This window comes from Streptomyces sp. NPDC046977 (genome assembly GCF_040644455.1).
Lineage (GTDB): Bacteria > Actinomycetota > Actinomycetes > Streptomycetales > Streptomycetaceae > Actinacidiphila.
This window is the reverse complement of sequence record NZ_JBEYWO010000003.1, coordinates 131463-154396: the sequence shown is the minus strand read 5'-3', so window position 1 is coordinate 154396 and position 22934 is coordinate 131463. Positions and strand designations below refer to the sequence as shown.

The following is a 22934-nucleotide window of genomic DNA, read 5'->3' as shown; positions in this document are numbered from 1 at the left end:
TACGTGAATCATGGACGCCATTTCCGTCATCCGCACCAAGCGCGACGGCGGCCGCCTCGACGACGAGCAGATCGACTGGGTCATCGACGCCTACACCAAGGGTGAGGTCGCCGACGAGCAGATGTCCGCGCTCGCCATGGCGATCCTGCTCAACGGCATGGACCGGGCCGAGATCGCCCGCTGGACCGCGGCGATGATCAACAGCGGCGAGCGCATGGACTTCTCCTCGCTGCCGCGCCCCACCGCGGACAAGCACTCCACCGGCGGCGTCGGCGACAAGATCACGCTGCCGCTGGCGCCCCTCGTGGCCGCGTGCGGCGCCGCCGTGCCCCAGCTGTCCGGCCGGGGCCTGGGCCACACCGGCGGCACCCTGGACAAGCTGGAGTCCATCCCCGGCTGGCGGGCGCTGCTGTCCAACGAGGAGATGCTGCGGGTCCTGGGCGACTCCGGCGCGGTCATCTGCGCGGCCGGCGACGGCCTCGCCCCGGCCGACAAGAAGCTGTACGCGCTGCGCGACGTGACCGGCACCGTCGAGGCGATCCCGCTGATCGCCTCCTCGATCATGTCGAAGAAGATCGCCGAGGGCACGGGTTCGCTCGTCCTGGACGTCAAGGTCGGCTCCGGCGCCTTCATGAAGAACCTGGAGGACGCCCGCGAGCTGGCCTCCACCATGGTGGGCCTGGGCACCGACCACGGTGTGCGCACCGTCGCCCTGCTCACCGACATGGCGACCCCGCTGGGCCTGACCGCGGGCAACGCCCTGGAGGTCCGCGAGTCCGTCGAGGTCCTGGCGGGCGGCGGCCCGGCCGACGTGGTCGAACTGACCCTCGCCCTGGCCCGCGAGATGCTCGACGCGGCGGGCCTGACGGACGCCGACCCGGTCAAGGCCCTGGCCGACGGCTCCGCCATGGACGTGTGGCGCCGCATGATCGCCGCCCAGGGCGGCGACCCGGACGCGGCGCTGCCCGTCGCGCGCGAGCGGCACGTGGTCACCGCCGAGCGCTCCGGTGTGCTCACCGGCCTGGACGCCTACGCCGTCGGCGTCGCCGCCTGGCGCCTGGGCGCCGGCCGCGCGCGCAAGGAGGACCCGGTGCAGGCCGGGGCGGGTGTGGAGATCCACGCCAAGCCCGGTGCCGTGGTCTCGCAGGGCCAGCCGCTGCTGACCCTGCACACCGACACACCGGAGAAGTTCGACTACGCCCTGGCGGCCCTCACGGGCGGCGTCGAGATCTCCCCCGAGGGCACGGCGTTCACGCCCCGCCCGATCGTGCTGGACCGTATCGCCTGACCGGGGCGCACCCCCGCGCGGCGCAGGGAGCGGGGCCGGTGGACGTCCACCGGCCCCGCTCTCTTCCCCTCCGCTCCCCTCCTCGTGGGGTGCGCGGCTCAGCCGGCGGTGCGCAGCGCCCGGCCGCGGTGCTCGGCCACGGCACGCCGCGTGGCATGGAGGGTGATCGCGGCGACGCCCAGGACCGCGGCGAGGCAGAGGACGACCGTGCCGTCCCAGCCCGCGGAGTGGAAGGCGGAGGCGCCCAGGGTCCCGCCGAGGCTGTTGCCGATGTAGTAGGCCGTCAGATAGAGGGCGGAGGCCTGGGCGCGGCCCGTGGTGGCCGTGCGGCTGACGGCGCCCGAGGCGATCGCGTGGCCGGTGAAGAAGCCGGCGGTGATCAGCACGAGGCCGGTGAGCACGGCGGCGAGGGACCCGGCGAGGCTCAGCAGCAGGCCGGTGGTCACCAGGCCCGCGGCGACGTACAGGGCGCCGCGGCGGCCGATGCGGCCGTGCAGCACGCCCGAGGCCGCGGAGGCGGCTGTACCGACCAGGTACACCAGGAAGATGAGGCCGATGGCGGTCTGGGAGAGCCCGAACGGCGCCTCCCCGAGCCGGTAGCCCAGGACGGTGTAGACGGCGCCGAAGACCGCCATGAAGAGCAGCCCGATGACGTACAGGCGGCGCAGCAGCGGCGTGCGCAGATGGTGCCCGACGGTACGCAGCAGGGCCGCCGGATTGACCGGCCCGGGGCGGAAGTTGCGGGCGGGCGGGATCAGCAGGCGGAAGGCGGCGGCGCACAGCAGCGCCATGGCGCCGGCGGCGAACAGCGCGGTGCGCCACCCGAAGGCCTGGGCCACGGCGCCGGTCAGGACCCGGGAGCTCATCCCGCCGATGCTGTTGCCGGCCACGTACAGGCCGATCGCGGAGGCCACCGCCTTGGGGTGGATCTCCTCGGCGAGGTACGCCATCGCCGTCGCGGGCAGTCCGGCCAGCGCCACGCCCTGCGCGGCGCGCAGCACAACGAGCGTGGTGAGGTCGGGGGCGAAGGGGATGACCAGGGCCAGTGCGGAGGCGCTGAACACCGAGGCCGTCATCACCGCCGTGCGGCCGTACTTCTCGCTGAGCGCGCTCACCGGCAGCAGGGCGAGCGCGAGTGCCGCGGTGGTGGCGGAGACGGTGAGACTGGCCTGCGCCGGGGTGAGGGAGAGGCCGGCGGAGAGCGCGGGGAGCAGGGCCTGCGTCGAGTAGAGCAGGGCGAACGTCGCGAGACCGGCGGCGAACAGCGCCGCGTTGGCGCGGCGGTAGCCGGGTCCGCCCGGGCGGAGAGCGGTGGCGGAGGCGGCGTCCGGCCGTGTCATGGCGGACGCCCCTGTATCGGCAGGAGGCATGTCACCCACGCTAGGTGCGGCCCGTTTCATGCGTCCAATGCACGGACTGGTCATAATCGTTCCCATGACGCATGAAGCGAGGTCAACGGCTCCGGGTACACCGCCGAGTGACGCGAGCGACATGCGCGCGGAGCTGGACAGTGCCTCCTGGGCGGCCGTACTCGCGCCCCGGCTCGCGCAGTTCGCGGCGGTCGCGCGGCACGAGCACGTGACACGGGCGGCGCGCGAGCTGGGCGTGCCCCAGTCGACCCTGAGCCGGGCCATGGTCCGGCTGGAGACCGATCTGGGCGTCACGCTCTTCGCCCGCCAGGGGCGCACCGTCTCGCTCACCCCCGCCGGGCGGGGCTTCCTCGCCTCCGTGGAGCGCGCGCTGGCGGAGGTGGAGCGATCGGCGGAGTCGGTACGCGCCGGCGCCGACCCGGCCACCGGGCGTGTGGCCTTCGGCTTCCTGCACACCCTCGGCTCGGAGACCGTACCGGCCCTGCTGCGCGAGTTCCGCGCCGACCACCCGCGAGTGCGCTTCCAGCTCGTGCAGAACTACAGCGAGGCGATGCTGGCCGGGCTGCGCGCCGGTCAGCTGGACCTGTGCCTGACCTCACCGGTGCCGGACGCGCCCGATCTGGTCACCCGGCGCCTGGACGAGCAGCGGCTGCGGCTGGTCGTCCCCGACGGCCACCGGCTCGCGGGGCGGCGCAGGATCCGGCTCGCGGAGGCCGCCGGTGAACTCTTCGTCACGCTCGAACCGGGCTACGGGCTGCGCCGGATCGCCGACGCGCTGAGCGCCGAGGCGGGATTCACCCCGCGGGTGGCCTTCGAGGGCGAGGAGACCGAGACGCTGCGCGGACTGGTCGCTGCGGGCCTGGGGGTGGCACTGCTGCCGCCGCCGCTGGTGCCCCGTCCCGGCGTGGTGGAACTGACGGTGACGGCACCGCGCGCGGTGCGCGAGATCGGGGTGGCCTGGCTCGGCGGTCACCCGGACACGGCGCCGGTGGCGGCCTTCAAGAAGTTCCTGATCGGGCGGCGCGGCAGGCTCATCCCGGGGTGAGCAGCGTGTCCGTCGGGCGGCGCGGGTCGACCACCCGGCCGTCGGGCAGGATCTCGCCGGTGTCCTCGAAGAGCAGGACGCCGTTGCACAGCAGACTCCAGCCCTGCTCGCTGTGGGACGCCGTGGCCAGCGCCGCCTCGCGGTCGGGAGCGTCGGCGGACGGGCATTGCGGCTGGTGCAGACACATGACGGACCTCGCTTTTCCACCGGCTGCCGTGATGCTCCCCCGCCCCCCTGACACCGTCCGTACGTCCGTACGGCGCGCAGGCGAACGCCGGGACAGCTCTTGGTGCCGGGGGTGGCCGGTCAGTGGTGCGGGGCGCGGCCGAAGCCCGCCGCGAGCGGCATGCGCAGGCCGAGCGGGGGAGGGGCGGCGAGTGCGTCGGCGACGGGGCGTGCGAAGGAGCGCCCCAGCAGCGTCCCGAGGACGATGTCGTACGGCGCGCAGGCGAACGCCGGGACAGCTCTTGGTGCCGGGGGTGGTCGGTCAGTGGTGCGGGGCGCGGCCGAAGCCCGCCGCGAGCGGCATGCGCAGGCCGAGCGGGGGAGGCGCGGCGAGCGCGTCGGCGACGGGGCGCGCGAAGGAGCGCCCCAGCAGCGTCCCGAGGACGAAGTCGGCGGCCAGGGCGGAGACTTCGGAGCGGTGCTCGGTCAGCAGGTGCCCGTCGGAGTGGACCTCGAAGCGGCACACGTCCCGGTTGACCTTCTTGGCGCGTTCGGCGAGCCGGTAGGACAGGTCGGGGTGGGTGGAGTGGTCGTTCGTGCCGTGCACGATCATCACGTGACGGCCGATCAACTGCTTGACGGGGTCGGGCTCCAGCGCGTCGGGCAGCCAGGGCGCTATGGCGACCACGGAGTCGACGGCCGTGTGCCCGGCCGCGCGCAGTGCCGCGCGGCCGCCCATGTCCATGCCGACCAGGGCCACCGGCACGTCGCCGTAGCGCTGCACGACCTCGTCCACGGCCCACTCGGCGTCCTGCGCGGGGTGGGCGTGACCGCCGTTCCAGCCGCGGAAGCGGTAGTGCACGACGTGCACGGCCAGCCCCTCGCCGCGGCCCGCCGCCCGTACCAGCCGCCGGGCCAGGGGCACCATGGCGGCGGCCGCCACCGGCGAGCGCCGGCGCGTGCTCAGCGCGCTGCCCCCGGGCAGCACGAGTACGGCGGCCCGGACGGTGTCGTCCGATTCCCGCCGTGCCGCCGGGGTCAGCCCCGGAGTGACTCTCTTTCCCAACCGCGCACCACGCACCGGTAAAGCTTGCGAAGCCATGGCGTAACCATGGCAGACGGGAAGGTGTGCACGACCTGGCCGGGAGGTCAATATTCGGCATCATCCACACGTTCTACGCGCGTACGGCTGCACTTGGTCCGCCATCCTCCGGAGAGAGCGGCCGCCCGGCGCGGCATTGCGTTACGTACCGGTGGAAGCCGGGCGCGGCCGGCGTCGTTCGCGCGAAACCCGGTGGCCGCGCCTTGGGTTGTCGTAGCCTCTCGCTACTGTGTGCTTCCTGTGAAGAGGGAGTGGTGGCCCTGTGTTCCTCGGTCGCCCCCCGGCAGGCGTGCCGCCCGGTCCCTTCGGGAGCGTGAGCTGGGGTTCGACACCCCGGCCGGGCGCCATGCGGACAGCGCTGTCCGCAGCGGTATGGGGAGGGACAACCGAATGAGCAACAGCCCGCAGCAGCCGCAGGGGTGGGGACCGGGGCCGCAGCAGCAGGGATGGGGTCAGCCGCCCGCGCATCCGTACGACACGTCCGGGGCGTCGCGCGTGCCGGACTCCCGGCCGCTGCACCGGCGCAAGCGCGTCTGGTTCGCGGGGGCCGGGGTGTTCCTGTTCGCCATGGTGATCACCGCCGCGGCCACGGGGAGCGAGGCCGGCCAGGCCGACGCGAAGGCGAAGGCCGCCCCGACGGTCACGGCGAGGGTCACCGTCACCGCGACGGCCACGGCCACGGTCACCGCGTCCCCCGAGCCCGCTCCGACGGTGACCAGGACCGTCACGGCGAAGCCGCTGCCCAGGGTGACGGTGACCAAGACCGTCAAGGCCGCCTCCGGTTCCGGCGGCGGTGGCAGCGACAGCGGGGGTGGTGGCGGCAGCGCCTACTACGCGAACTGCACCGCGGCCCGCGCCGCCGGGGCCGCCCCGCTCTACGTGGGCGACCCCGGCTACCGCGGCGCGCTCGACCGCGACAGCGACGGAGTCGCCTGCGAGTAGCCGCCCGCGGGGGCCGGGACGGTCCGCGTCCCGGCCCCCGGTCGGCGCCTCACCCCTGGAACAGCCACTCGCTGCGCAGCGACGAGTAGCCCGGCTTGATCACCTCGTCGATCAGCGCCAGCCGCTCGTCGAACGGGATGAAGGCCGACTTGAGCGCGTTGATCGAGAACCACTCGAAGTCCCGCAGCGTGTACCCGAACGCGGCCGCCAGGTGCTCGAACTCCCGGCTCATGCTCGTGCCGCTCATCAGCCGGTTGTCGGTGTTCACCGTCACCCGGAACCGCAGCCGGCGCAGCAGCCCGATCGGATGCTCCTCGTACGAAGCCGCCGCGCCCGTCTGGAGGTTCGAGGTCGGGCACATCTCCAGCGGGATGCGCTTGTCCCGCACGTACGACGCCAGCCGGCCCAGCCGCACCGAGCCGTCGGCGGCGACCTCGATGTCGTCGATGATGCGGACGCCGTGGCCGAGCCGGTCCGCGCCGCACCACTGGAGCGCCTGCCAGATCGACGGCAGGCCGAACCCCTCGCCCGCGTGGATGGTGAAGTGGAAGTTCTCCCGCTGCAGGTACTCGAAGGCGTCCAGGTGGCGGGTGGGCGGGAAGCCCGCCTCGGCACCCGCGATGTCGAAGCCGACCACGCCCGCGTCGCGGTACCGGATCGCCAGTTCCGCGATCTCCTGCGAACGCGCCGCATGGCGCATCGCCGTCAGCAGCGCCCCGACCCGGATCCGGCGGCCGTCCTCGCGGGCCCGCCGCTCGCCCTCCCGGAAGCCCTCGTTGACGGCCTCGACGACCTCCTCCAGGCCCAGGCCGCGCTCCACGTGCAGCTCCGGAGCGAACCGCACCTCCGCGTACACCACACCGTCGGCCGCGAGGTCCTCGGCGCACTCCGCGGCGACCCGCACCAGGGCCTCACGCGTCTGCATCACGCCGACCGTGTGCGAGAACGTCTCCAAGTACCGCTCCAGCGACCCCGAATCGGCCGCCTCGCGGAACCACACCCCGAGCTTGCCGGGGTCCTCCTCCGGCAGCCCCTCGTAGCCCGAGGCGCGGGCCAGGTCGACGACCGTCCCCGGCCGCAGGCCCCCGTCCAGATGGTCGTGGAGCAGCACCTTCGGCGCGCGCCGGATCTGTTCAGAACTCGGGATCACGCTCTGGCTCGTCATTTCCGCACTCTAACTCCTACGCGCATAGAACGGACTCCGATCCGGCCCCGGTGCCCCGTGGTTCCGGATGCGGACCGTCAACACGGCGAAGGCGGCGTTCATCCCTTTCGCTGAACGACCGGCGATGATCGATGACGTCCACGGGCCGGGGTGTGCGCAAGCCGAGGGCCACGCGGCCGTTCCGTCCGGCGTCCGCCGCACCGCCCTCGGCCAGCGGTTCCGCGTCCGGCGGCGGCGACCGGCCGGGCGGGCGCGGGGCCCGTCGGCGTACCGGCGGCGCGGCGCGCGACGGCGCGCCTCCGCTTGCGCCCGGGTGCCCCGCCTCGCTACGTTCCGGATTCCCGCGGTTACGGCCCGTGTGTCGACGCGGCGGGCGCTCCATCTCCCCCATCACGAGGATCGCAACCATGAAGACCGGAACCGTCAAGACTCTCGGTGCCGCCGCGCTGGGCGTGGCCTTCGTCGGTGCCGCCGCGGGCGCCGCATCCGCCGCCCCGTCGACGACCGACATGGGCCTGCCCCAGGTGCCGAACCTGCCGGCCACCTCTCTGCCGGTCAACCAGGTGGCCCAGGCGGTCCCGCTCGACTCGCTCGCCGGCAACCTGCCCAAGGCGGGCAACGTCGTCCCGGGTGCGCAGAACACCCCCGTCGCGCTGAACACGCTGCTCGGCGGCCTGCCCCTCGGCAAGCTCCCGATCGGGGGGCAGCTCGGCCAGCTCCCCCTTCAGGGCCTGCCCATCGGCGGCTGACCCCGCCCATGCGTGAGGGCCGCACCCCCGACCGGGGGTGCGGCCCTCACGCATTGCGGTGCCGGCGGCTACAGCGCGGCCGAGGGGCGCCCCTCGGCGGGCAGCACGATCCACAGCGCCAGGTAGAGCAGGAACTGCGGGCCGGGCAGGAGGCAGGACAGCAGGAAGATCACGCGCATCGTGGTGTGCGAGGTGCCGAACCGGTCGGCGAGCCCGGCGCAGACCCCGGCGATCATCCGGCCGTGACGCGGGCGGACCAGAGCGGACATGGCGGGTGCTCCTTCGGGAGTTCCAGGCCGGTCCCTCCGGCCGATGACACCACCGTAGATGCGCATACCGCCGCGAATCGTCGCTCTACGGGGCGACTCCGACCCTGGGAATCCTCGGGGTCCGGCCCTGAGAACCGGCCGTGCCGCGGGCCGTGACCCGCTCGCCGCGCCGCCGCAGCCAGGCGCGCGCGGCCGGTACGACCGCGAGGTGGGCCAGGGCGACGCCCACCGTGTTGAGCAGCAGCGCGTCGACGTCGAAGATCTGACCCGGCACGCCGGTCTGCATGAACTCCAGGGCCAGCGAGATCATCAGCCCGGCGAAGACCGTCCGCGCGAACGAACCCGGCCCGGAGACCCGTACCCGCCCCCCGGCCATGGGCAGCAGCACCCCGAGCGGCGCGAGCAGCACCAGCCCCGCGCCCAGTTCGCGGAACGCCTCCAGGGGCGGCAAGGCGAGGTCGGTGCGGATCGTCGCCAGGGGGCGCAGGTTGGGCGCGTCGACCCAGGCGACGTACTGCGGACGCAGGAGCAGCCATCCCACCAGAGTCAGGTGAACCGCGGCGAGTGTCAGGCCCACCGCGCGCACTTTCGGGGAAGAGCCGTCGCGCCGCACGAATGGAAGGACGTCCGTCACTTCACGGCGGTTCCAGCGGTTTCGGCCGCGCCGGGGTCCGTGCGCAGGTCGCTGGTGCAGGTGAAACGACGCACCCGGGTGTCGTCGGAACCCCCCAGCACCACCGAGCCGCGGGAGGACAGCGACGGATCGGCCGCGTAGGTGCACACCACCTGCGCCAGCGCGAACGGCGGCAGCTCCGACAGCGGCGCGCTCAGCCGCAGCGCGTCCCGGGGATCGCCGGGACGCGGCCCCTCCACGGCCAGGTCGCCCTGTACGGCGGTGCCGAAGCCGGCGGTCGCCTCGGTCATCCCCAGGCGTTGCTGGAGCTCGCGCAGCAGCACCACGGCGGTGCCGAGCCGGGTCAGCCCGGCGAGGGCGACCGTGCGGTGCACGTCGGCGACCTGCGAGCTGCACACCAGGTACACGGCGACGAACGGCGCCGGCGTCGCGGCGGGGGCCGAAGCCGAAGCCGAGGCGGAGACCGTGGCGCCGGGGGAGGCCGTCGTCGCCCGGGGGCTGTCCGGGACCGCGCACGACACCCGCGAGGGTGCCGGTCCCGCGTCCACCGGCACGGACGTGGTGCGGATGCCGCAGCCGGCCGCCAGTGCCGCGCACACCACGGCGAGGAGCGGGGCGCGCCACCTCCGGGACGGGGAGGATGTCACGTGCTCACGTTCCCTTCCTCGGGCTCCGGGGCGAGGTCGTCCGCACCGCCCATCGGCAGCCGCAGTGTGAAGACCGCGCCCCCGCCGGGGGCGTTGGCCGCGGTGATGCCGCCGCCGTGGATGTGCGCGTTCTCCAGCGCGATCGACAGGCCCAGGCCGCTGCCCTCGGAACGGGCGCGGGAGGCGTCGGCCTTGAAGAAGCGGTCGAAGACGTGCGGCAGGACGTCCTCGGGGATGCCGGGGCCGTTGTCGGCGACCTCCACGACCAGTTCGTCGCCGTCCTGCCGCACCTTGACCCGGACCGGGGAGCCGCCGTGCTTGAGGGCGTTGCCGATCAGGTTGGCCAGGATGACGTCCAGGCGGCGCGGGTCGAGCCGGGCGATGATGCCGCGCGGGGCGTCGAGGTCGACCGCGTCCAGCCAGGCCCGGGTGTCCATGCAGGCGGTGACCATGTCGGAGACGTCCACCGCGTCCTCGACGAGCCGGGCGGTGCCCGCGTCGAAGCGGGTGACCTCCATGAGGTTCTCCACCAGCTCGCCCAGCCGCTTGGTCTCGCTCACCACCAGCCGCACCGCGGGGGCGATCATCGGGTCGAGGGAGTCGGCCTCGTCCTCCAGCACCTCGGTGACGGCGGTGATCGCGGTCAGCGGGGTGCGCAGTTCGTGCGACATGTCGGCGACGAAGCGGCGGCTGGCCGCCTCGCGCTGGCTGAGCTCGTCCACGCGCCGTTCCAGGCGCTCGGCGGTGCGGTTGAACGTCCGCGACAGCTCGGCGAGTTCATCGGTGCCGGTGACCCGCAGCCGGGTGTCGAGCTTGCCCTCGCCGAGCCGGCGCGCGGCCTCGCCGAGCCGTGCCACGGGCCGCAGCACGGTGGAGGCGGCGGCCTGTGCCAGCAGCGCGGCCCCGATCAGGGCGAGCGCGGTCGCGATGCCGAGCGACCAGGCCAGCGAGTTGAGGTCCTTGCGCTCGGCCTCCAGCGACTTGAACATGTAGCCGGTCGGCCCGCCCCCGATCATTTTGGCGCCGCCCACCAGGTAGGGCTGGCCGCCGCGGCTGATGCGCTGCCAGTACAGGTGGTACTCGGTGGGGTCGCCCTGCTTGGGGTTGCGCTTCGCGACGGCCTTGCGCAGCGAGGGCGGCACCGCGTCCAGGGAGAGGCCGTCGCTGCTCGACTTCTGTGCGCAGTCGTCGCCGTCCGGCTTGGTGGCGATGAGAATCACCTGGTAGTTCTGGGTGCTCGCGCCGATGTTCCGTGCCGCGTCGGCCAGCTTGTCGCAGGACGGATGGCGTGGCAGCGACCCCGCGTTGCGCGTCATGGAGGCGCGGAAGTCGTTCAGCGCGGCGTTCTGGGCGCGGGTCAGCACGGCGTCGCGGTTGAGCCAGTACGCGATGCCGGAGGCGGACACGGCGGCGGCCAGTGCCACGGCGGCGAAGACCGCCACCAGGCGCAGCCGCAGGCTCGTGAGCCGCAGCAGTCGTGATCGCCAGCCGTTCAGCCGCTGCTCCGCGGCGTCGTCCTCGGCGGCGTACTCGTGATGCCCTGGATTCACGCCGGGGCGTCCAGGCGGTATCCGACGCCTCTGACGGTACGGATCAGGGTGGGCGACGACGGCACGTCCTCGATCTTCGCGCGCAGCCGCTGCACGCAGGCGTCGACCAGGCGCGAGTCACCGAGGTAGTCGTGCTCCCAGACCAGGCGCAGCAACTGCTGCCGGGACAGCGCCTGCCCGGGCCTGCGGCTGAGCTCCAGCAGCAGGCGCAGTTCGGTGGGGGTCAGTTGCAGGTCCTCGCCGTTCTTCGTGACGGTCATCGCGGACCGGTCGATCACGATGCTGCCGAAGGCCGCCGAGTCGGAACTGTCGCGCTCGCCGCGGCGCAGCACCGCGCGGATGCGGGCGTCGAGCACCCGCGGCTGGATCGGTTTGAGGACGTAGTCGTCCGCACCGGACTCCAGGCCCACGACGACGTCGATGTCGTCGCTGCGGGCGGTCAGCAGGATGATCGGCAGCTGGTCGGTCCGCCGGATACGCCGGCACACCTCGAAACCGTCGATCCCGGGCAGCATGACGTCCAGCACGATCAGGTCCGGCCGCTGTTCGCGCAGCAGCTTCAGCCCGTCCTCGCCCGTCGCCGCGGCCACCACTCGGTGGCCTTGGCGCGACAGGGCGAGTTCGAGGCTCGCTCGGATGGCGTCGTCGTCCTCGATCAGCAACAGGAAAGGCACGCCCGCATTCTCCACCAAGGATGGCCGCGGAAGGTACCTGTGGCGTCTGTGACGGGCCTGTGACACTCGGCGGACAGCGTCATGAAACTGGCCCGGCAGTCTATTGGTCACGGCGAGGGCGTCCCTGGGGGAGCTCCTGCCGGACCGAGACAGACACCAGGCAGGCTCCACCCACGGGGGCGCGAAATGAACGCACTGCACAGCACGACGACGGCAGTACTTCAGCCGCTCCCGCTCGTCTCCCACCAGCAGGTCCGTGGGGAAGAGCTTCGCCCGGCCGCCGCGGTGCACACCGCGGGGCGGGGCGTGGAGAAGTCCGGTGCCACGGGCGGGCGGGGGTGCGCTCGTGGCACCGGGCGTGGGGTGATCCGCAACCGGCCGCCGTACTTCACGGCGATCGAGGGCGGTCACGGGGGACACGGGGGTGTCGCGTACGGAGAGGCCACGGGGGCCTCGGGGGATCTCGCCGGCCCGGCCACGGGCGGCGAGGGGGAGCGGCGGCTCTCGGCGGAGGCGGACTTCACCGCCTACGTCCAGGAGCGCCGGGCCTCTCTGTACGCGACCGCGTACCACCTGACCGGTGACCGTTTCGAGGCGGAGGACCTGCTGCAGAGCGCGCTGTTCTCCACCTACCGGGCCTGGGACCGGATCAGCGACAAGGCTGCGGTCGGGGGCTACCTGCGCCGCACCATGACCAATCTGCACATCAGCGCCTGGCGGCGCCGCAAGCTCAACGAGTACCCGACCGAGGAACTGCCCGAGACGGTGGGCGACTCCGACGAGATGCGCGGCACCGAGCTGCGCGCGGTGCTCTGGCAGGCGCTCGCCAAGCTGCCGGAGACCCAGCGCACGATGCTGGTGCTCCGCTACTACGAGGGCCGGACCGACCCGGAGATCGCCGACATCCTCGGCATCAGCGTCGGCACGGTGAAGAGCAGCATCTGGCGCTCCCTGCGCCGGCTGCGCGAGGACCAGACGCTCAGCGCGGGCGTCGACGAGGAAGGGGCGTTCGGCGAGCTGGTGGCCTGACGCCGCGGAGCCCCGGGGGGAGCGGGGGAGCGGGGGCTCCACCGCGGGGGGACGGGGGAGAGGGAGCGGTCGCGTACGGCGGGGGGTCCGTGCGCACCGCTCCCTCGTGCATGTGTACGGGCGCGCGCGCCGATCCGTTCAGACCTGAACGGGAACCGGCGTGAATCGCGCACCGGCGATCCGGTCCAGCGCCTCGTCCCGGTCGCACACATGGGCCCCGAGGGACGAGTGCCGTGCCACGATGCGCCGTTCGGCCCGCATCAGGTTCCAGCCGCGGCGCAGCAGGAAGGGCACCGACTTGCGGCCCTCGCGCAGGTCCCGCACGAAGCGGCGGCGGGCGGTGGTGACCGCTCCCCGGCTCAGGCACAGGGCGTCGGCAAGCAGGCCGAGGCCGGCGCAGCGCGCGACGATGTCGGCGGCGAAGATGCCCTCGGCGATGAACACCGGTGCCCCGCCCAGCTCCACGGCCGTGCGGCCGATCACCGAGCTGGAGGAGATGTCGTAGTCGGGGACCTCGGTCCGCCCGGTCGCGCACAGTTCGGCGACGGCGGTGACGGCGGCGTCCGCGTTCCAGGAGACGGGCGAGTCCCAGTCGGTGCCGGCGCCGCTCGCGAGCCGCGGGAGGGTCGGGTCGTCGCCCTCCTTGTAGAAGTCGTCCAGGCGGAGGATCGGCAGCCCGGTGCGGGCGGCGAGGGAGGACTTGCCGGACCCGGAGGGACCGGTCAGCAGGATCACGCGGGCGGCGGGGTGGGAGCTCACGGAACACCAGTGTGAGGCATTCGGCCTTTGGAGTGACCCGCGGGGACATGTTTTGGACGCGTGATGTTCAACCGCATACCGTCGGTGGCGACATCGTCGCGCACGGAGACGGCCGACGGCCCGCGAGCGAGTGAGCACCGGCACAGGGTGCCCCGGAGGCGAACGAGCCTCTTTCGGCGTCTCCGGCCCGGCACCGGTTCAGCGACCAGGCAGGTGGACTCTCGATGCCGCAGCTCCCCCGTACCCTTCTCCGCGCCGCAGCCCTCGCCGTGTCGTCCGTCGCCGCCCTCACGGTGGCCGGGGCGGCGCAGGCGGGCGCGGCGCAGCCCGACGGGCAGGGAAGCTCCGACAAGGCCGGCAAGGAGACCGCGTCGGCCCTCGTCGGCACCATCAACTACCTGCCGGTCAACCCGCTGGCGCGCACCAGCGTCAACCCGCTGGACAACGCGGTGGGTTCGCAGGTCAGCGACTTCAAGCCGGTCTCCACCGCCATGCTCACCAAGCCGGTCGCCGACAGCCGCTCGGTCGCCGAACTGCCGCTCGTCGGCGGCCTGGTGCGCAAGCTCCAGGGGCACTGACCGCGCCGGCGCCACTGACCCCGCTGACCGGGTTTCCGCTTCGCCCCGCTCCGACCAGCGACTTTCGGTCAGGCGGGGCGTGTCGTCCCGCGTGAATGAGGGACAACTTCGGCGTGAAGCCCTTTCTGTATTCGGACCGATGGGGCGTCCGGCGCCGCACCGACCACTACATTCCGCGAACCGAGATCAGCCAGGGCGGCGGCTCGGGTCCGACGGGGAGATGGGGTGGGGTACAGGTGATGGCGGCACGCAGGGACCGCGGACCTGCGCCGGGGGCACGGTGGAGCGTCGAGCGGTCCCCGGACGGGGGCCATCACTGGCGCATGAAGGCCTACAACGGCCGGGTGGTGGCGGTGGCGGCCGAGAGCAGGCCGGATCCCGACGCCTGTCTCGCGGACTTCACGCTCCTCAAGAGCGGGATCGGCGGCCTCGCCTGTGTGATGCTGCACGCCCCCGGGGACGGCAACGGCTGGTGCTGGTCCGCCCGCGACGCGCAGGGCCGCACGCTGGCCGTCTCCCCCCGCGCCTACGAGCGCTACTCGACCTGCCAGACGGCGTACGAGCGCTTCGTCTCCTTACTCGCCGGCACGACGACGGGCGAGGCCGGCGCCGCGGGGGGCGCCGGGTGAGCGCGGCCGTGGTGCCACGGGCTCCCCGGCGGCGGGAGGGGCCGCCGGGGAGCCCGGTTCAGTAGGCGGAGCCGGAGCCCGCGCCCGCACCCGCCGGGTGCCACACGGTCTTCGTCTCCAGGAACGCGGTCATGCGCTCCGTGCCGGGTTCGGCCGCCCAGTCCACGGGCTGTGGACGCAGCACCCGCTTGAGGTTGTCGGCGGCGGCCACCTCCAGCTCCCGGGCCAGTTCCGCGTCGTGAGCAGCGCCCGCGAGGTCGATGGCGTTGACGTCCTGGTGCGAGGCGAGCGTCGGCGCGATCTCGGACGTCCGGCCGGACAGCAGGTTGACCACACCGCCGGGCACGTCCGAGGTGGCCAGCACCTCACCCAGCGACAGCGCGGGCAGCGGGGCCTTCTCGCTCGTGACGACGACCGCCGTGTTGCCGGTGGCGATCACCGGGGCGATCACCGACACCAGGCCGAGGAAGGACGACTCCTGCGGCGCGAGGACCGCCACGACACCGGTGGGCTCGGGGCTGGAGAGGTTGAAGTACGGCCCCGCCACGGGGTTGGCGCCGCCGACGACCTGGGCGATCTTGTCCGTCCATCCCGCGTACCAGACCCAGCGGTCGATCGCGGCGTCCACGACGGCGGCCGCCTTGGACTTCGACAGCCCCTCGGCCTCGGCGACCTCGCGCACGAACTGGTCCCGGCGGCCCTCCAGCATCTCCGCGACGCGGTAGAGGACCTGGCCCCGGTTGTACGCGGTCGCGCCGGACCAGCCGGCGACGGCCTTGCGGGCGGCGGAGACCGCGTCACGGGCGTCCTTGCGCGAGGACTGCGGGGCGTTGGCGAGCCACTCGCCCTTGGAGTCGGTCACCTCGTACACCCGCCCGCTCTCGCTGCGGGGGAACTTGCCCCCGACGAACAGCTTGTAGGTCTTGAAGACGGACAGCCGCACCGACTCTGCCTTCTCTGCCTTCTCCGCCTTGTCCGCCTTCTCTGCCTTCTCAGACATCGAGGTACCCCTCCAGACCGTGGCGGCCGCCCTCGCGGCCGAAGCCCGACTCCTTGTAGCCGCCGAAGGGCGAGGTCGGGTCGAACTTGTTGAACGTGTTGGCCCACACCACACCCGCGCGGAGCTGGTTCGCCACCGACAGGATGCGCGAGCCCTTCTCCGTCCAGATGCCGGCCGACAGACCGTACGGGGTGTTGTTGGCCTTCTCCACGGCCTCGGCCGGGGTGCGGAAGGTCAGCACCGACAGCACCGGGCCGAAGATCTCCTCGCGGGCGATGCGGTGCGCCTGGGTGACACCGGTGAACAGCGTCGGGGCGAACCAGTAGCCGGAGGAGGGCAGTTCGCACGCGGGCGACCAGCGCTCGGCGCCCTCGGCCTCGCCGGCGTCGGCGAGCGCGGTGATCCGCGCCAGTTGCTCGGCCGAGTTGATGGCGCCGACGTCGGTGTTCTTGTCCAGCGGGTCGCCGACGCGCAGCGTCGACAGCCGGCGCTTGAGCGCGTCCAGCATCTCGTCGGCCACCGACTCCTGGAGCAGCAGCCGGGAGCCGGCGCAGCAGACCTGGCCCTGGTTGAAGAAGATGCCGTTGACGATGCCCTCGACGGCCTGGTCGACCGGGGCGTCGTCGAAGACGATGTTGGCGCCCTTGCCGCCCAGCTCCAGCGTGACCTTCTTCTTCGTGCCGGCCACGGCGCGGGCGATCTGCTTGCCGACCCCGGTGGAGCCGGTGAACGCGACCTTGTCCACGTCCTCGTGCGCGACGAGCGCGGCACCGGCGTCACCGTAGCCGGGGAGGATGTTGACGACGCCCTTGGGCAGTCCCGCCTGGCGGCAGATGTCGGCGAAGAACAGCGCCGACAGCGGTGTGGTCTCGGCGGGCTTGAGGACCACGGTGTTGCCTGCCGCCAGCGCCGGGGCGATCTTCCACGCCAGCATCAGCAGCGGGAAGTTCCACGGGATGACCTGGCCGGCCACGCCCAGCGGGCGCGGGTTCGGGCCGTAGCCGGCGTGCGAGAGCTTGTCCGCCCAGCCGGCGTAGTAGAAGAAGTGCGCGGCGACCAGGGGGAGGTCGGCGTCGCGCGTCTCCTTGATCGGCTTGCCGTTGTCCAGCGTCTCCAGCACGGCCAGCTCGCGCGAGCGCTCCTGGACGATCCGGGCGATGCGGAACAGGTACTTGGCGCGCTCGGAGCCGGGCAGCGCCGACCATCCGGCGAAGGCGCGGCGGGCGGCCCCCACGGCGCGGTCCACGTCCGCCTCACCGGCCCGGGCGACCTCGGAGAGCACCTCCTCGGTGGACGGGCTGACGGTCTTGAAGACCCTGCCGTCGGCGGCCTCGGTGAACTCGCCGTCGATGAACAGGCCGTAGGAGGGCGCGATGTCGACGACGGAACGGGATTCCGGCGCGGGCGCGTACGCGAAGGCGGAGCCCGGACCGGGCTGCGGGGCCGCGCTCGTCAGCGGGTTCTGCGTGTTCTGCGGGGTCTGCGTGTTCTTGGTCATGGGAGGTCTCAGTCCACCGTCACGTAGTCGGGACCGGAGTAGCGGCCGGTGCTCAGCTTCTGGCGCTGCATGAGCAGGTCGTTCAGCAGGCTGGAGGCGCCGAAGCGGAACCACTCGTTGCTCAGCCACTCGTCGCCCACGGTCTCGTTCACCAGCACCAGGAACTTGATGGCGTCCTTGGAGCTGCGGATGCCGCCGGCGGGCTTCACGCCGATCTGGACGCCGGTGGCGGCGCGGAAGTCGCGCACGGCCTCCAGCATCAGCAGGGTGTTGGCGGGGGTCGCGTTGACCGCGACCTTGCCGGTCGAGGTCTTGATGAAGTCGGCGCCGGCGAGCATGCCGAGCCAGGAGGCACGGCGGATGTTGTCGTACGTCGCCAGCTCACCGGTCTCGAAGATCACCTTGAGCCGGGCGGCGCCGCCCCCGGGGCGGCGGCAGGCCTCCTTGACTGCCTTGATCTCCTCGAAGACCTTCAGGTAGCGGCCGGAGAGGAAGGCGCCCCGGTCGATGACCATGTCGACCTCGTCCGCCCCGGCGGCCACCGCGTCGGCGGTGTCGGCGAGCTTGACGGGCAGCGCGGCGCGGCCGGCCGGGAAGGCGGTGGCGACGGAGGCGACCCGGACGCCGGAGGCGCCGAGGGACTCCTTGGCGATCGCGGCCATGTCGGGGTACACGCAGATCGCGGCGACCTGGGGGGCCGTGCGGTCGGTCGGGTCGGGCGTGACGCCCTTGGCGCACAGCGCCCGGACCTTGCCCGGGGTGTCCGCGCCCTCGAGCGTGGTCAGGTCGATCATGGAGATCGCCAGGTCGATGGCGTACGCCTTCGCCGTGGTCTTGATCGAGCGGGTGCCGAGGCTGGCGGCGCGGGCCTCGAGGCCGACCGCGTCGACGCCGGGCAGCCCGTGCAGGAAGCGGCGCAGCGCGGCGTCGGAGGACGTGACGTCGGACATCGACGCCAGCCTCGCCGCGGCATCCGGGCCGTGAGCGGGAACTGTGGTGGGCATGGTCACCACATGAGCATATCTACGCGCGTAGCGCATGTCACCACCCGAGTGGGGGATTCGTGAGGACCGGCGGGCCGGGCCGAGCAACCGATTTCACGCAACCGGTGGTCTGGGAGGTGAAGGGGGTCATTGATGAATCCGGACGACGAGGCGCAGTTCCAAGGCTACGTCCGTGCCAGATGGGCCCATCTGGTGCGGACCGCCTATCTCCTCACAGGTGACAGGCATCACGCCGAGGACCTGGCCCAGACGGCGCTCGCCAAGGCCTACCGGTCCTGGCGCAGGCTCCAGCGCAGGGACAACCCCGACGCTTATGTGCGCCGGATCCTGATCACCTGCAACAACGACCGGTTCCGCAAGAAACGGGTGCCGGAGCGGCTGGTCGACGCACCACCGGACGGCCCGGGGGCCGATCCTACGGCGCGGATCGCCCAGCGCGAGGTGCTGCTGGACGCGCTCGGCGAACTCCCCGCCCGGCAGCGGGCGGTGGTGGTCCTGCGCTACTGGGACGACCTGTCGGAGAGCGAGGTCGCCGCGGTACTGGGCTGCACGGTGGGGACGGTCAAGAGCCAGGCCGCCAGGGGCCTGGCCAAACTCCGCGGCCACCTGGGGGCGGAAGCGGTGATGGCGGGCGCCGGCCCGGAAGAGGGGCCGGCGCGACACGGCGAGGCAGGCACAGGCAGGAGGAGGGGCCGATGAGCGGCATGGAGCAGGACGGACCGACCGGACGGGACCGGCAGGACCGGCAGGACCGTCCGGGCGGCGCGGACAGCGGGAGCGGGGCGGCGGAAGAGTCGGAGGACACCCCGTTCGAGGCGAGGCTGCGCGATCTGCTGGAGCGGGAGACGGACGGACTCCGTCCCGGGGAGGCGCCCTACGCCTCGATCGTGCGGCAGGGCAGGACCGACCGCCGCCGTCGTCTGGCCGCGGCCGGAGCGGGCCTGGCGGCTCTGGTGGCGGTGCCGGGGGCGGCGGTGGCCGTGCACTTCCAGCCGGACGGGCGCGGGGCGAGCGCGCGGCCGGCCGCCGGCACGGTACGTCCGCAGTCCGCCGTGCCGGTCACGCCGGTGCAGCTTGCCGCCGGGATCACGATGCGGCAGGCCCACGACGCGGCCGACAGCTGCCTGCGCATCGACCGGGGGCACCAGCCCCAGGGCAATGCCCAGCGGGACGACTCCGGCGCGGCCGGGCAGTACCGGGCGATCCTCGCCATGAGGGCCACTGGTGACAACACCGCGCCGGGGGACGCCATCACCGTCGTCCTGACCGAGAGGAAGCGCTCCAAGGCCCACCTCTGGATCTGCGTCGTGACGGGGGACGGCACGGTCGCCGGCCTCAACACCGCGGGCGGTGGTGTCCCGGCCCGGGGTCCGGTCGCACCCGAGATCAAGGCCTCGAGCCTCTACCAGCAAGCGGTGCGCCCCGGCCACGGATGGAGCTTCCCCTACCGCTGGGGCAGCATCGGCACGGTCGAACCCCAGGTCGCCCGGGTCACCGTCTCCTACGGAGGCGTCACCGAGGAGGCCACGCTCGACCACGGCTACTACGCGGCCTCCGGCATACTCACCGAGCCCGTGACCTCGGCGCCGCGCGTCAGGGGCTACGACGCGGCGGGCACGCTGGTCTACGACTCGCGGCAGGACACCGCGTACGAGCAGAAGGTGAGTGGCTGACGCCGATGCACTAACGCAACCTCCGTCCCGCGAGGCAGCGGCGGCCCGTCGGGCACAATCTGATCTCATGACGAGCTCGCAGACCCCCGCCCCCGACCCGCAGCCCGATCCGGGGCAGCCGAAGTACGCCGACCGGTCCTACCGCTCGTCGGCCGGTATCGCCGGTGGTGTGGTCATGCTCGCCATCGCGCTGTGGCTCGGCATCGACGCGATCGTCCGGGGCGACGGCCGCACTCCCTGGGTCGCCCTGGCGCTGCTGGTGCTGGTCGTGCCGTTGATCATCGCCTTCAGCCTGCGCCCGGTGGTGTTCGCGGGGGAGGACCGGCTGCGGGTGCGCAATCCCTTCCGGACCATCGTCGCGCCCTGGGCGGCGGTGGAAGGGCTGCGTGCCGGGTACTCCACCGAGCTGTTCGCCGGGGCGAAGAAGTACCAGCTGTGGGCGGTCCCGGTGTCGATGCGCGCCCGCAAGCGCGCGGCGCGGGCCCAGTCCCGGGCGGCGTCCGGAAAGGCGCCGGGCGCGACGGCCAACGGACGCTTCGGCGCGCCGGACCCCGCCGCCCCCACCCGGGCCTGGTCCGACCAGGTCGTCGCCGACCTGCGGGAGCTCGCGGAGAAGAACGGGGGCCGGGGCACCGCCCAGGGCGAGGTCACGGTGCGCTGGGCGTACGAGGTGATCGCCCCCGCGGTGGCCGGGGCGATCGCCCTGGTGGTGCTGCTCGCCCTGGGGTGAACCGGCGTGGCGCTCGGGGCCGGGTGGCGCCCGAGGCGTCCAGCCGCCCGAGTACCGCGGGCGGTCCCGCTCGGGGCCGGGCTCCCGAGAGGCACCTGCCGGCTTCGCCCGGGTCGCGAGGAGCCGTGCGGCCGGACTGCCGCCGGTGAGGGGCGTTCCGCGGAGCCCCCGCACGGCAGGTCCTCCGGTCGTCCCGACGTCCGGTTGTTCTGCCGTCCGCCGGACACGGCAGACGGCGGACGGCAGACGGTCCGTGCGGTCATGGATTACGGCGAGCGGGCACCAGCCGGGCCCGGTGATATTTCAGATGTAGTGCCGCGCCTGGCCGTCGCGCATCCGGGCACGGCGTGCAGAGCGAATGACCCAACCCCGTGGACGCCCTCTCCGTCAATAGGCCGCCCCCGCATGATCCACCCGGGAAAAGAGATCCCGGAAAACAAGAACGGCACGTCAGGACCGAATTCCGTGCGGCGGGCGCGCGCATTGCTTCCGCGCGGAAGTTATTTCCGGTCCGGCGGATTCATCTTGAATTTGCCCCGCGGGACCCCCTTGCTCGCCGCATTCTCCGGTGGGGGAAAGAGTGCGGCGCCGGACCCCGTGGGGGCCCGGCGCCGGCGGTTGCTCAGGGCTCAGCGGACGTCGACGTAGTCGGCATCGGAGACCGCGGCCGCGGTGTCGGCCGTGCCGGCCCAGGACCAGCGGTAGGAACCGTCGAGGAGCGCCGGGACCGTGGTGGAGACGGTGCCGTCGGCGGCGGTCCTGACGGTCTTGACGGTGATCCAGGAGTCGCAGTCGGCCAGGCGGAACTGCAGCGCGACGGGGCGGCCGGCCGCGGCCGGGGCGTAGGCGCCCGCCGCCCAGTCGGCGTGCTGCACGCTGCCCTTGACGGTGAGGTTCTTGCCGAACTTCACCGGCTCGGGGGTGGCGTCGGCGGTCACACGGGTGTCGCGCTGCACGGTGAAGGTGGCGGCGGCGTCCAGGAAGACGGCGTCGCTGTCGGGAGCGATCGCGTAGGCGGAGAGGCTCCAACCGCCGGCCAGCGAGCCGTCGGCCGGAACGGTGCCGGGCGTGAGCGTGAAGGTCAGGGTGCAGGTGCTGGTGGTGTCGGTGGTCGCTTCGCAGGCCGCCGCCGAGGGCACGGTGACATCCTGGTTCTCGAACGTGCCGTGGTACAGGAACGCGTTGATCTGCTCCAGGCCGGACGGGTCCGTCGCGGTGACCTTGACGGTGAAGTCTCTCTCGGTCGTGCCGACGACGACGGGCCGGCCGTCGTTGACGACCACGCTGGTGATCTCGGTGTCGCCGTACTTCTGGTCCGCCTGGGCGGCCGGCAGGGCGAGAGCGGACAGGGCCAGGACGCCGGACGTGGCGGCGACGACTGAGCTAATACGCATGCGAATTCCCCAAGGTGAGTGCCACAGCCTGCCAATCTCCCCCTGGCAGACTCGAATTGACGTGTGCAGCGTACTCATCCTGCGGAGAGTTCGGAACGTTTTCTCCGAAAGAGAGAAGCGGGTCGTCGATTTCCGTCCGGGGAAACAATGCGGAATATCGTTCGCGTCGATTTCCCGGGAAACCGAAGGAGAAACACAATCCGAATTTCAGTCGACCCGGCGGCCACGGACGCGCCGTCGCGGACCTGCCCCACCGTCCGGCGGAGGGCGCCGCCCCGCGACCGGCCGGCGGCGCGGGCCCCGTGCCTGTGGGGTTCCTGTGAGTCCGCCGGATGAACGAGGGGCAACATCGCCGCGAAGCGTGGCTCGTGCAGGCAACCGGCACGACCACAGTGCACTCTTGTCTGATTACCCTGCGTGTGCTGCATGAGCGCTCAACCATGAACAGCACATGCAACGTTTCCTGACATCAGACAACAGGGGCGGGGATGGCGGCACTTAAGGGGGGCGCGGCCGTACCGGGCACGCGCTGCCAGATAGACATCGAGGCGGACGGCTCCTACTCGTGGCGGCTCACCGCGTCGAACGGCCGGGTGATCGCCGTGGCCGCGATCGTGTACAGAGACTACGGCGAGTGCCGTGCCGCGTTCGAGTACCTGTGTGCGGAGGCCGAGGGCTTACCCGGCGAACTGCATCATTCCGCCGAGGGCAACGGCTGGGTCTGGCGGGTGCGCGACCACAGCGGCCGATCCGTCGCCGTGGCCTCGCGCGCCTATGAGCGGCACTCGACGTGCCGGACGGCATACGACCGATTCCGTGCGGTCCTGACCGAACTCGGGTCGGGGCGGACGGCGTTGTGGGACGACGCCGACTGAGGTGAAATCCACACACGGCTGTTGCCGGAAGTTGCCCCTAGGGGGCGTCTCGTTCACATTCGTGTGCGCGGGTGTCCACCGCGTCCCAGAAGTGTCGTAGCACGTGACGACGCGAATATCCGAACAGCCAGTGGCTCCGGCGCCTCGACCGCCGAGACGCCTGTA

The 22934-nt window shown here is 72.7% G+C and carries 25 protein-coding genes and 1 pseudogene; 11 read left to right on the top strand and 15 right to left on the bottom strand.

Going from position 1 to position 22934, the window contains the following annotated elements; all coding sequences use genetic code 11:
* The first annotated feature begins 10 nt into the window (after nt 1–10).
* Complete coding sequence (locus ABZ883_RS05735; protein ID WP_360902053.1) at nt 11–1288, top strand: thymidine phosphorylase; 1278 nt, start codon at nt 11–13, stop codon at nt 1286–1288.
* Between the two features lie 98 nt (nt 1289–1386).
* Here ABZ883_RS05735 and ABZ883_RS05730 read toward each other — a convergent pair whose 3' ends face one another.
* Nucleotides 1387–2658: an MFS transporter gene (locus tag ABZ883_RS05730; protein ID WP_360902050.1), complete on the bottom strand. Its 1272-nt coding sequence runs from the start codon at nt 2656–2658 to the stop codon at nt 1387–1389.
* A 121-nt stretch (nt 2659–2779) separates the two neighbouring features.
* On the opposite strand from ABZ883_RS05730, the gene ABZ883_RS05725 reads away from it, so the two are divergent.
* Entirely contained in the window at nt 2780–3703 is a 924-nt protein-coding gene (locus tag ABZ883_RS05725) for a LysR family transcriptional regulator (protein ID WP_360902047.1), read from the top strand.
* Here ABZ883_RS05725 and ABZ883_RS05720 read toward each other — a convergent pair.
* The 3 genes and pseudogenes from ABZ883_RS05720 to ABZ883_RS05710 form a co-directional block, all read right to left on the bottom strand.
* On the bottom strand, nt 3690–3890 hold the full coding sequence (locus ABZ883_RS05720) for a DUF5999 family protein (protein WP_360902044.1): 201 nt from the start codon (nt 3888–3890) through the stop codon (nt 3690–3692). The two genes, ABZ883_RS05725 and ABZ883_RS05720, sit on opposite strands and share 14 nt — an antisense overlap.
* A 119-nt stretch (nt 3891–4009) precedes the next feature.
* Nucleotides 4010–4138: pseudogene (locus tag ABZ883_RS05715) on the bottom strand (alpha/beta hydrolase); the annotation flags it as partial.
* 52 nt (nt 4139–4190) lie between these two features.
* Nucleotides 4191–4970 carry a dienelactone hydrolase family protein gene (locus ABZ883_RS05710; RefSeq protein WP_360902041.1) on the bottom strand — a complete coding sequence of 260 codons (780 nt, stop codon included), beginning with the start codon at nt 4968–4970 and terminating at the stop codon, nt 4191–4193.
* 390 nt (nt 4971–5360) lie between these two features.
* Here ABZ883_RS05710 and ABZ883_RS05705 point away from each other — a divergent pair, with 390 nt between their 5' ends.
* Nucleotides 5361–5912: an excalibur calcium-binding domain-containing protein gene (locus ABZ883_RS05705; protein ID WP_360902038.1), complete on the top strand. Its 552-nt coding sequence runs from the start codon at nt 5361–5363 to the stop codon at nt 5910–5912.
* Nucleotides 5913–5961: 49 nt separating this feature from the next.
* On the opposite strand, the gene ABZ883_RS05700 is transcribed toward ABZ883_RS05705, so the two are convergent.
* Nucleotides 5962–7077: an adenosine deaminase gene (locus tag ABZ883_RS05700; protein ID WP_360902035.1), complete on the bottom strand. Its 1116-nt coding sequence runs from the start codon at nt 7075–7077 to the stop codon at nt 5962–5964.
* A 407-nt stretch (nt 7078–7484) separates the two neighbouring features.
* On the opposite strand from ABZ883_RS05700, the gene ABZ883_RS05695 reads away from it, so the two are divergent.
* On the top strand, nt 7485–7826 hold the full coding sequence (locus ABZ883_RS05695; protein WP_360902032.1) for a hypothetical protein: 342 nt from the start codon (nt 7485–7487) through the stop codon (nt 7824–7826).
* 68 nt (nt 7827–7894) lie between these two features.
* Here the strand turns inward: ABZ883_RS05695 and ABZ883_RS05690 are convergent, their stop codons facing one another.
* The 5 genes from ABZ883_RS05690 to ABZ883_RS05670 form a co-directional block, all read right to left on the bottom strand.
* Nucleotides 7895–8095 (bottom strand): PspC domain-containing protein, encoded by a 201-nt coding sequence (locus ABZ883_RS05690; RefSeq protein ID WP_360902029.1) that lies wholly within the window; start codon nt 8093–8095, stop codon nt 7895–7897.
* A gap of 85 nt (nt 8096–8180) precedes the next feature.
* The gene (locus tag ABZ883_RS05685; RefSeq protein WP_360902026.1) at nt 8181–8672 is read right to left on the bottom strand and encodes a VanZ family protein; all 492 of its coding nucleotides are present in this window, start codon (nt 8670–8672) and stop codon (nt 8181–8183) included.
* Nucleotides 8673–8725: 53 nt separating this feature from the next.
* A complete protein-coding gene (locus ABZ883_RS05680; protein ID WP_360902023.1) occupies nt 8726–9376 on the bottom strand; it encodes a hypothetical protein in 651 nt (216 codons plus the stop codon).
* Nucleotides 9373–10872, bottom strand: coding sequence for a HAMP domain-containing sensor histidine kinase (locus tag ABZ883_RS05675; RefSeq protein WP_360902928.1), 1500 nt, complete (start codon nt 10870–10872; stop codon nt 9373–9375). Before ABZ883_RS05675 ends, ABZ883_RS05680 begins: the two co-directional genes overlap by 4 nt.
* Before the next feature lie 50 nt (nt 10873–10922).
* Entirely contained in the window at nt 10923–11600 is a 678-nt protein-coding gene (locus ABZ883_RS05670) for a response regulator transcription factor (protein ID WP_319658662.1), read from the bottom strand.
* Between the two features lie 186 nt (nt 11601–11786).
* Here ABZ883_RS05670 and ABZ883_RS05665 point away from each other — a divergent pair, with 186 nt between their 5' ends.
* Entirely contained in the window at nt 11787–12629 is an 843-nt protein-coding gene (locus ABZ883_RS05665; protein ID WP_360902020.1) for a SigE family RNA polymerase sigma factor, read from the top strand.
* A gap of 138 nt (nt 12630–12767) precedes the next feature.
* Here ABZ883_RS05665 and ABZ883_RS05660 read toward each other — a convergent pair whose 3' ends face one another.
* Nucleotides 12768–13388, bottom strand: coding sequence for an ATP-binding protein (locus ABZ883_RS05660; RefSeq protein WP_360902017.1), 621 nt, complete (start codon nt 13386–13388; stop codon nt 12768–12770).
* 224 nt (nt 13389–13612) lie between these two features.
* Between ABZ883_RS05660 and ABZ883_RS05655 the strand changes: the two genes are divergently transcribed.
* Both ABZ883_RS05655 and ABZ883_RS05650 read left to right on the top strand, forming a co-directional pair.
* A complete protein-coding gene (locus ABZ883_RS05655; RefSeq protein WP_360902014.1) occupies nt 13613–13966 on the top strand; it encodes a hypothetical protein in 354 nt (117 codons plus the stop codon).
* 323 nt (nt 13967–14289) lie between these two features.
* Complete coding sequence (locus ABZ883_RS05650; RefSeq protein ID WP_360902011.1) at nt 14290–14595, top strand: hypothetical protein; 306 nt, start codon at nt 14290–14292, stop codon at nt 14593–14595.
* Nucleotides 14596–14653: 58 nt separating this feature from the next.
* Here ABZ883_RS05650 and ABZ883_RS05645 read toward each other — a convergent pair whose 3' ends face one another.
* From ABZ883_RS05645 to deoC, 3 genes are read right to left on the bottom strand one after another with little or no spacing between them, the layout of a single operon-like run.
* Entirely contained in the window at nt 14654–15595 is a 942-nt protein-coding gene (locus ABZ883_RS05645) for an aldehyde dehydrogenase family protein (RefSeq protein WP_360902008.1), read from the bottom strand.
* On the bottom strand, nt 15588–17093 hold the full coding sequence (locus tag ABZ883_RS05640) for an aldehyde dehydrogenase family protein (RefSeq protein WP_360902005.1): 1506 nt from the start codon (nt 17091–17093) through the stop codon (nt 15588–15590). The genes ABZ883_RS05645 and ABZ883_RS05640 overlap by 8 nt, the downstream gene beginning before the upstream one ends.
* 8 nt (nt 17094–17101) lie before the next feature.
* Nucleotides 17102–18097, bottom strand: coding sequence for a deoxyribose-phosphate aldolase (gene deoC, locus ABZ883_RS05635; protein ID WP_360902002.1), 996 nt, complete (start codon nt 18095–18097; stop codon nt 17102–17104).
* 132 nt (nt 18098–18229) lie between these two features.
* On the opposite strand from deoC, the gene ABZ883_RS05630 reads away from it, so the two are divergent.
* From ABZ883_RS05630 to ABZ883_RS05620, 3 genes are all read left to right on the top strand, one after another.
* Nucleotides 18230–18796 (top strand): SigE family RNA polymerase sigma factor, encoded by a 567-nt coding sequence (locus tag ABZ883_RS05630; protein WP_360901999.1) that lies wholly within the window; start codon nt 18230–18232, stop codon nt 18794–18796.
* Entirely contained in the window at nt 18793–19770 is a 978-nt protein-coding gene (locus tag ABZ883_RS05625; protein ID WP_360901996.1) for a hypothetical protein, read from the top strand. The genes ABZ883_RS05630 and ABZ883_RS05625 overlap by 4 nt, the downstream gene beginning before the upstream one ends.
* A 67-nt stretch (nt 19771–19837) precedes the next feature.
* Nucleotides 19838–20500 (top strand): PH domain-containing protein, encoded by a 663-nt coding sequence (locus tag ABZ883_RS05620; RefSeq protein WP_360901993.1) that lies wholly within the window; start codon nt 19838–19840, stop codon nt 20498–20500.
* A 629-nt stretch (nt 20501–21129) separates the two neighbouring features.
* On the opposite strand, the gene ABZ883_RS05615 is transcribed toward ABZ883_RS05620, so the two are convergent.
* Nucleotides 21130–21894, bottom strand: a complete 765-nt coding sequence (locus ABZ883_RS05615) for a calcium-binding protein (protein WP_360901990.1) — start codon at nt 21892–21894, stop codon at nt 21130–21132.
* Between the two features lie 488 nt (nt 21895–22382).
* On the opposite strand from ABZ883_RS05615, the gene ABZ883_RS05610 reads away from it, so the two are divergent.
* Complete coding sequence (locus ABZ883_RS05610) at nt 22383–22769, top strand: hypothetical protein (protein ID WP_360901987.1); 387 nt, start codon at nt 22383–22385, stop codon at nt 22767–22769.
* Nucleotides 22770–22934: the final 165 nt, after the last annotated feature.